Genomic DNA, 6,496 nt, shown 5'->3' with positions numbered 1-6,496 from the left:
GCTCCCAGGCGCGCCGCATCGCTTCGCCGCGACCGGCAATCTCGCGCCAGGCGAAAAGGATATCATCCGGCACCTCGAACGGCGCGTGGGCCCAGCCGATGTTTTCGCGTGTCGCGGCGATCTCTGCTTCACCCAGCGGTGCGCCGTGCGTCTTTTCCGAACCGCCGAGATTGGGGGCACCCATGCCGATCACTGTGCGGCAGGCAATCAGCGATGGCCGATCCGACCGTCGCGCCGCCTCGATTGCCGCGGCGACTGCTGCCATGTCGTGCCCGGCGACACTTTGGACATCCCAGCCGGCGGCCTTGAAGCGCGCCGGCTGGTCCATCGACGTGGAGAGGGAGGTCGGCCCGTCAATGGAAATCGCATTGTCGTCCCAGAAGACAATCAGGCGGGAAAGCTTCAGGTGACCAGCGAGGTCTATCGCCTCGTGACTGATTCCCTCCTGAAGGCAGCCGTCGCCCGCAATCACATAGGTATGATGATCGACCAGATCGGCACCGTAGCGGGCGGCAAGCATGCGTTCCGCCAGCGCCATGCCGACCGCCGTGGAAATGCCCTGTCCAAGCGGTCCGGTGGTGGTCTCCACGCCAAGCGCATGGCCGTATTCCGGATGTCCGGCGGTGCGGCTGCCCAGCTGCCGAAATCGCTGCAATTCCTCGACCTGCATGTCTTCGTAGCCGAGCAGATGATGCAGTGCGTATTGCAGCATCGAGCCGTGGCCGGCTGAAAGCACGAAACGGTCACGGTCGGGCCAGTCCGGTCTCGACGGATCGATATTGATGAAGCGGTTGAACAGCACCGTTGCGACATCGGCCATGCCCATCGGCATGCCAGGATGACCCGAATTCGCCTTTTGGACGCTGTCCATCGCCAGCGCGCGAATGGCGTTCGCCATGTCGCGCTCCGAGACGGGAGCGGTTGTGGTGACGGGCTTCAGTGCTGTTTGGCTGGTCATTGCATCCTCCTCACGACACACGGCTCTTGCGTTCAACCAATTGCAGGATGAGCGGCGTCAGGATCAGCTGCATGGCAAGATCGAGCTTGTTGCCTGGCACCACGATGGAATTTGGCCGCGACATGAACGAGTCGTGGATCATCGACAGCAGATACGGAAAATCGATGCCGCGCGGATTGGCGAAGCGGATAACCAGCATCGATTCGTCGGGTGTCGGAATCCAGCGCGCGATGAACGGGTTGGACGTATCGACGATCGGCACGCGCTGGAAGTTGATGGCGGTCTGCGAGAATTGCGGGACAATGTAGCGGACATAGTCGGGCATCCGGCGCAGGATCACGTCCATCACCGCCTCGGTGGAATAGCCGCGTGTCGAACGGTCGCGATGGATCTTCTGGATCCATTCGAGATTGATGACCGGCACGACGCCGATCTTGAGATCCGCATGCTTGGCCAGATTGATCGTGTCGGTGACGACACAGCCGTGCAGCCCCTCGTAGAAGAGCAGGTCGCTGGGAGCGAATTCGCGCCATTCGGTAAAGGTTCCCGGTGGCGTGCCGTGCTGCTTTTCCTCTTCCTCATCATGAATGTAGGTGCGGGTCTTGCCGGTTCCGCGGCGGCCATATTCCGCGAACACCTCTTCGAGAATTCCGAGTTCGTTGGCCGCGGCATTGAAATGGGTGAAGTTCGGGTTGCCGGCCTTTTCCTCCTCGGCCACCTTTGCCTTCATCGCCGCGCGGTCGTAGCGGTGAAATGCGTCGCCTTCGATGAAAGCGGCCTCGATGTTCTCGCGCCGGAAAATCAGCTCGAAGATGCGCTTGACCGAGGTCGTGCCGGCGCCCGACGACCCGGTGATGGTGATGATGGGGTGCTTGGCTGACATGGTGCTGCTCAGGCTCTGAACAGGCCGCGGCGGCTGAACAGCGGCGCACGCTCACCGATGTTGCTCGGCTCTGTGTGGTAGCGCGTGATGCGCGCGACTTCCCGCGCCGACCCGAAGATCATCGGCACGCGCTGATGCAGGCTCTCCGGCTCGATTTCTAGGATGCGGGTGATCGCGTCGGTGGCGGCACCGCCAGCCTGCTCTATGAGATAGGCGATCGGGTTGGCCTCGTAGACGAGGCGCAGCCGTCCCTGACCATAGCCCTTGCGCCGATCGCCGGGGTAGAGAAAAACGCCGCCGCGCATCAATATGCGGTAACAGTCGGCGACCAGAGAGGCGATCCAGCGCATGTTGAAATCCTTCTCGCGCGGTCCCTCGGTGCCCTCCAGGCAGTCGTCGACATAGAGCCGCACAGCCTCGTCCCAGTGCCGGTAGTTGGCGGCGTTGATGGCGAACTCCTGAGTGCGTTGCGGAATGATCCGGCTTTCATAGGCCTGGACGAAGGTGCCGAGCCTTGTCGAGAAGACGAAGACATGCGTGCCGCTGCCGAGCGACAGGACGAGTGCCAACTGCGGCCCATAGATGAAGAAACCGGCGCCTAGCTGGTTCACGCCCGCCTGCAAGAAAGAGGCGGCCGGATCAGCGTCCGGCGCGCCAGTTGCGGTCAGGAGCGAGAAGATCGTTCCGATCGACACGTTGGTGTCGATGTTGGAAGAGCCGTCGAGCGGGTCGATCGCAATGGCGAGTGGCGCTTGCCTGTCGAGCAGGACTGGCTGCTCCAGCTCCTCGGAGGCGTAAAGCGCCACCGGCGCACGGCGCATGGCGTCGAGGAAGATGTCGTCGGAGAAGACGTCGAGATCCTTCTGGACGTCGCCGTCGGCATTGGCGCCACGGGTCTCGGCAAAGGCGGCGCCGAGCACCCCTTGGTTGATGGTGTTGCGGACCTTGATGGCGGCCTGTGTCAACTGACGAACGGTCGTCACAACGGCCGAGCGGAATTCGTCTGGCTGGCCGAGATAGGAGTTCAGAAAAGCGTCGAGCGTTGCCGCTGGCATCGTAACCTCCCCTCCCGCCGCATCTCCTCGGAGCGGCTGGACTGGAGGAATGGAAACAAACGTCGCACGATAAGTAAAATTCAATAACTTTACCTAGTCAGTAAAAACAATTTAGTATGCGACATGAGAAACCTCACGCTCAAGCATTTCAAGACCGTCCAGGCAATCATCAAGTGCGGCAAAATTGTCAGCGCAGCCAAGATGTTAGGCCTGTCTCCTCCAGCGCTGACAATCCAACTGCGACAAGTGGAGGAAGAATTCCAGCTGGCTCTGTTCGACCGAACGTCGGACGGCATGCGTCCCACTGCCGCAGGTCTGGCTTTCGTCGAGACAGCGCAGGTTATCGAGGAGCATCTCGGTTTGCTCGAAGACAAGATGGATGCCATCAAGGGCGTACGCACCGGCAGCTTGAGGCTCGGCGTCGTTTCCACAGCCAAATATTTCGCGCCGCGGCTGATGGCTGCGTTCATGAAGGACCATCCCGACATCGACATGCGGCTTGCCATCGGCAATCGTGCCCAGACGATCGACAACCTCAGGAACCACGACATCGATATCGCGCTGATGGGGCGTCCGGCGAAAGAGGTTCCGGTGCGTGCTTCGGTCTTCGGTGATCACCCGCTGGTCATCATCGCGCCGCCCGACCATCCCTTGGTGGCGGCGCGCGATATCTCCAAGGAGCGGATTGCCGAGGAGCATTTCCTTATTCGCGAGCCCGGCTCCGGAACCCGTATCTCGTTGGAAATATTCCTGAGCGACGTGCCTGGGCGCATCGACGACCTCGGTGTCGAGATGGCCTCGAACGAAACGATCAAGCAGGCGGTGATGGCTGGTCTGGGCATCGCCTTCATCTCTGCTCACACCATCGCTGCGGAAACCGAGGCAGGCCGGCTTGTCATCCTCGACGTTGTCGGCATGCCGATCCGCCGACAATGGTTCTCGGTGATGCGAACCGATCACGCAATCTCGCCGGCGATGGCCACATTCAACGATTTCCTGATGCGCAAGGGCGCAATGTACCTGCCCCTTTTCGGAAAGCTGTATCCAGACAAGGCTGGATGACACTGCACGAGCGCAACGGATGAAAGTCCGGTGGAGAACGCCCGCGCTCGTTGGTATTATATAAGCGATATGTTATGTTGCAGTGCGAAAGAGCGGGGGCCACGTCCTTTCACACCGTAAGCGATCTGTATGTGCAACCCCTGCAGACTGTTCGGAACTCTCCCGGGTATGGGTTCGGGAATTCGATGGGGAAAAGGGGTAATGCTTTACACACTCGTTATGATGGTCTGCCTGACGGATGGACCGCGGACCTGCGAACAACGCGAGGAAATGGTAGACGGTCTGGCGATGAATCCCGGGACTGCCTTCATGCAGGCGCAGCCGCTGGTGGCAAGGTGGATCGAGACGCATCCCGGTTATTTCGTGCAGCGCTGGCGTGTGCTGCCTGGCAGAGAGTCGTGAGACAGGCGGCCAAGGTCTATTTCTTCACGATGAGCGTTTCCGAGACAGTCTTCGACAACTGGTAAAGCCGCTGCTCGATTATCGTCGGCACATCGCAGACATAAGTCAGCGACTGGACGCGTTCGTTGAAAATTCGCGTCGCGAAATTCAGTTGATCGGTTCGCCGTTCTACTTCGTCCGGATCCGCATCGGCCTTGGCGCGCAGCGCGTCCACTTCGGATGCTTCCTTGCGCAACTGTGCCGCCATTTCCAGCTGTTTGTGGGCATAGCGGGAGATGCCGGAGATCACGTGCGAACGCTCGGCGTCCATGTGATCGAACATTCCCTGCACCAGCATCGTCATTTTGGTTGCGACCTGCTCGGGCGGTAGGGAAGTCGCGAAATCCTTGATCTCCTTCTGGGCTTGTGCAATCGGCGTCCGCCGGGCCGCCACAGCATCGACAAGCGCCGACACGCCTGGATCCTTCGCCCAATCCTTCGCGGTCGCCGGAAGCTCCGGCCCATTCCAGATCTGGCCAAGCGAGAGCTGTGGCACCTTACGCTGCATGCAGGGCCAGTCGGGATCGGTGTTTGCCGCGGCGGCGCCCTCCATCGACGCAAGCGTGGTGACCAGAACCAGAGTGTGAACAAGTCTCATTCGCGCCATCAGGCGTTTCCTCCCATGTCCTGTTTGCGGATCACCAAACCGCGCGAAGGGTCGTATGCGATGATGGCGCCGCCCAGGAACAGCAGCGTGCAGCCGGCGACGACGCCCAGCGACAGCCATTCGATCTGCCCGTAGAAGGCAAAACGGATCAGTTCGACGGCATAGGTGAACGGGTTGCAGAGGCAGATCTTGTAGAGCAGGGGGCTCGCCTCCTGGATGCGCCACAAGGGATACAGCGCCGGAGACGCGAAATAGCCGGGAAAGATGACGAAGTTCATGATGCCGGCGAAGTTTTCAAGCTGCTTGATCAGCGAAGACAAGAGCATGCCGAGCGCGCAAAGCATCATGCCCGACAGGAACAGTGCCGGCAGAACATAGAGATAGCCGAGTGGCGGCGCTTTGACGCCCCACAACCAGGCAACGATCAGGAACGCGTAGACCTGCACGATCGATACGGCCACACCGGCCAGCATCTTCGACACCAGCAGGAACCAGCGCGGAAACGGGCTGACCAGCAGGATGCGCATGTTGCCCATCTCGCGGTCGTAGACCATCGACAGTGAAGACTGCATGCCGGAAAACAGCAGGATCATGCCGCAAAGGCCCGGCGTGATATAGACCTCGTAGAGCACATAGGTCTTGTAGGGCGGGATGATCGACACGCCAAGCACCTGGCGAAAGCCGGCCGCGAAGATGAACAGCCAGACCAGCGGCCGGACCAGCGAGGAAATGAAGCGTTCGCGCTGGTGCAGGAAGCGCAGGCACTCGCGCAGGACGACGCCTTTCAGGCAAATGAGATAGTGGCGCAGGCCGAATGGCTCGGACCGCACCGGCATGATGCCGGCGACTTTTCCGGGCATCGCAGGAGCGCTCATGGCGACGTCTCCGTCATGCCCGCCGCATCGACGCGGCTGAGCTTCGAAAAGGTTTCGCGAATCGAACTTCCGCCGTTCGCACGGATCACATCCGACACCTTGCCGCTGGCGACCAGGTCACCCCGCCGCAGTATGACGACATGGTCGGCGTCTTCGACTTCGTCGATCAGATGCGTAGCCCAGAGCACGCCGATGCCCTCTGCTTGGACGAGCTTGCGGATGGTGGCGAGGATGCCCGCACGAGATTCGATATCCAGGCCGACGGTCGCCTCGTCAAGCAGGAGCAGGGAAGGTCGGTGCAGCAGCGCCCTGGCGATTTCGATGCGCCGCATCTGACCGCCGGAGAGGCTGCGTGCCTTGTCATGCTGGCGGCCCTGCATGTCGACCGTTTCCAGCAGCGCGGCAATGCGCTGGCGAGCTTCGCGTCCGCCAATGCCATGCAACGAGGCATGGTAGGAGAGATTCTGGTAGACGCTGAGGTCGAGATCGAGCGTGCGTGCCTGGAACACGATGCCGACCCGCCTGAGTGCTTCGCCGGACGCGCGGCGAATGTCATGGCTGAAGATGCGGATCGATCCGTGACGCGTGTCGTAGAGGTGGCTTATCAGTGAGAAC

8 protein-coding genes are annotated in these 6,496 nt (G+C 60.9%); 2 read left to right on the top strand and 6 right to left on the bottom strand.

Annotation, left to right across the window (positions count from 1 at the left end; all coding sequences use genetic code 11):
• The 3 genes from EN991_RS18710 to EN991_RS18700 all read right to left on the bottom strand — a co-directional run.
• On the bottom strand, nucleotides 1–958 hold a 958-nt coding region (locus EN991_RS18710), incomplete at its 3' end, for a 1-deoxy-D-xylulose-5-phosphate synthase N-terminal domain-containing protein (RefSeq protein ID WP_245461006.1).
• Between the two features lie 10 nt (nucleotides 959–968).
• Nucleotides 969–1,841: a phosphoribulokinase gene (locus tag EN991_RS18705; protein WP_013532053.1), complete on the bottom strand. Its 873-nt coding sequence runs from the start codon at nucleotides 1,839–1,841 to the stop codon at nucleotides 969–971.
• A gap of 8 nt (nucleotides 1,842–1,849) precedes the next feature.
• Nucleotides 1,850–2,896 (bottom strand): class 1 fructose-bisphosphatase, encoded by a 1,047-nt coding sequence (locus EN991_RS18700; protein ID WP_013532052.1) that lies wholly within the window; start codon nucleotides 2,894–2,896, stop codon nucleotides 1,850–1,852.
• A gap of 123 nt (nucleotides 2,897–3,019) precedes the next feature.
• Between EN991_RS18700 and EN991_RS18695 the strand changes: the two genes are divergently transcribed.
• Nucleotides 3,020–3,958, top strand: coding sequence for a LysR family transcriptional regulator (locus tag EN991_RS18695; protein ID WP_013532051.1), 939 nt, complete (start codon nucleotides 3,020–3,022; stop codon nucleotides 3,956–3,958).
• Between the two features lie 201 nt (nucleotides 3,959–4,159).
• The gene (locus tag EN991_RS18690; protein ID WP_013532050.1) at nucleotides 4,160–4,360 is read left to right on the top strand and encodes a hypothetical protein; all 201 of its coding nucleotides are present in this window, start codon (nucleotides 4,160–4,162) and stop codon (nucleotides 4,358–4,360) included.
• 16 nt (nucleotides 4,361–4,376) lie between these two features.
• Here the strand turns inward: EN991_RS18690 and EN991_RS18685 are convergent, their stop codons facing one another.
• The 3 genes from EN991_RS18685 to EN991_RS18675 all read right to left on the bottom strand — a co-directional run.
• Nucleotides 4,377–4,952, bottom strand: coding sequence for a hypothetical protein (locus tag EN991_RS18685; protein WP_244514294.1), 576 nt, complete (start codon nucleotides 4,950–4,952; stop codon nucleotides 4,377–4,379).
• 53 nt (nucleotides 4,953–5,005) lie between these two features.
• Nucleotides 5,006–5,842 carry an ABC transporter permease gene (locus tag EN991_RS18680; protein WP_050580490.1) on the bottom strand — a complete coding sequence of 279 codons (837 nt, stop codon included), beginning with the start codon at nucleotides 5,840–5,842 and terminating at the stop codon, nucleotides 5,006–5,008.
• Between the two features lie 35 nt (nucleotides 5,843–5,877).
• Nucleotides 5,878–6,496, bottom strand: a 619-nt coding sequence (locus EN991_RS18675; RefSeq protein ID WP_127369281.1) for an ATP-binding cassette domain-containing protein, incomplete at its 5' end; no start/stop codon positions are given.

The sequence above is a fragment of the Mesorhizobium sp. M7A.F.Ca.US.005.03.2.1 genome (assembly GCF_003997795.1).
GTDB lineage: Bacteria > Pseudomonadota > Alphaproteobacteria > Rhizobiales > Rhizobiaceae > Mesorhizobium > Mesorhizobium ciceri.
The sequence above is the reverse complement of the archived record's forward strand: the minus strand, read 5'-3'. Positions and strand labels throughout refer to the sequence as shown.